General features: G+C 77.3%; 1 protein-coding gene. It reads right to left on the reverse strand.

The genetic code is table 11. From position 1 onward, the window contains the following. Positions 1-745 precede the first annotated feature (745 nt). A partial coding sequence (locus LE181_RS31820) for a sensor histidine kinase (protein ID WP_225665093.1) occupies positions 746-1,354 on the reverse strand: 609 nt, incomplete at its 5' end.

The following is a 1,354-nucleotide window of genomic DNA, read 5'->3' on the forward strand; positions in this document are numbered from 1 at the left end:
CGGCGGCCGCGGCCGCCGACCGCCGCGAACCGTCCGCGCGGGGCGCGGGCCGGCGCGTGGGTGGCTGATGCCACCGTGGGGCTGCGCTGCTTGCCGGGTGCGAGGGTGCGGCGTTCGGGTCGCCTTCCGGTGCCTTCGGGCCGCCTTGAGCGCCGGGGTGGCTGACGGGCCGGCTCCGCGGACGGTGGGGTGACCGTGGCCGGGCCGGCCTGGGGCGCCGTCGGCGCCGGGGCCCGGTGCGGGGTACGGCGTGGCCGGGGCCGGCCGAGGCTTGGTCGGCGGCGCCCGGGGTCCGGTGCGGGGTGCGGTGTGGCCGGGCATGCCTGGGCCTGATCGACGGGGCCCGGTGCGGTGTGGCCGGGGTTGGCCGGGGCCTGATCGACGGGGCCCGGGGCCGGATCTGCGGCGTCGGCGGGGGCAGCACGGCTGGGCGCCGTCGGCGGTGGGCAGCACGTCGGAGCTCTGCGTCGGCGGCGGTGCTGCATGGGCAGCCGTTGCCGGGTGCTCGGCCGAGACGGTTCCGGCACCGCCGGGCCGGTATAACGTGGCTGAGCACCGCTGCGGCGGGAATGGGTCCCCCAGCCCCGCCCTTTCACCGTTTCCCGGGGCTGCCGCCCCGGACCCCGAGGGCTTCGCCCCGGCGACCGCACCGCACTCCCCAGCTGGCCGCCAGGCGCAGTACGGCCGCCCTCAGATGACCGGGCAGCGCAGCACCCCACCCGCCCATCCCGCCGTCCGCCCCCCGTCAGGCACCATCCCCAGGCAGCGGAATGCGCCACGTCAAGGTCGTTCCCCCCTCAGGGGGTGTGGTCAGGGTCAGGTCGCCGCCGTGGTGGGTTGCGCGTTCGGAGAGGTTGCGCAGGCCGCTTCGGCGGGCGGGGCCGCCGGGGGGCAGGCCGGTGCCGTCGTCGGTGACGGTCAGGACCAGGTGGCGGCCGTCGTTGACCACCGCGACGGCCGCCGCGCCGGCGCCGGCGTGCCGGGCCACGTTGGCCAGCGCCTCGCCCACCACCGCCACCACGTCGTCGACGACCGCCCGTGGCACCTGCGTGTCCAGCAGGCCCTCCATGCGCAGGGCCGGGGCGAAGCCGAGGAGCGCGCCCGCCTCGCCGACGGTCTGCACGACCCGGGTGCGCAACCCGTGCTGCGGGGCGGTCTCCCGCGACCGCAGGCCGAAGATCGTCGACCTGATGATCTTTATGGTCTCGTCCAGGTCGTCGACCGCCCGCCGGACGCGTTCCGCGGCCTCGGGGTGGTCGATGAAACGGTCGGCGCTCTGCAGCGTCATGCCGGCGGCGAAGAGCCGTTGGATGGCCAGGTCGTGCAGGTCACGGGCGATGCGGTCACGGTCCTC

The sequence above is a fragment of the Streptomyces sichuanensis genome (assembly GCF_020328095.1).
GTDB classification, from domain to species: domain Bacteria; phylum Actinomycetota; class Actinomycetes; order Streptomycetales; family Streptomycetaceae; genus Streptomyces; species Streptomyces cinnamoneus.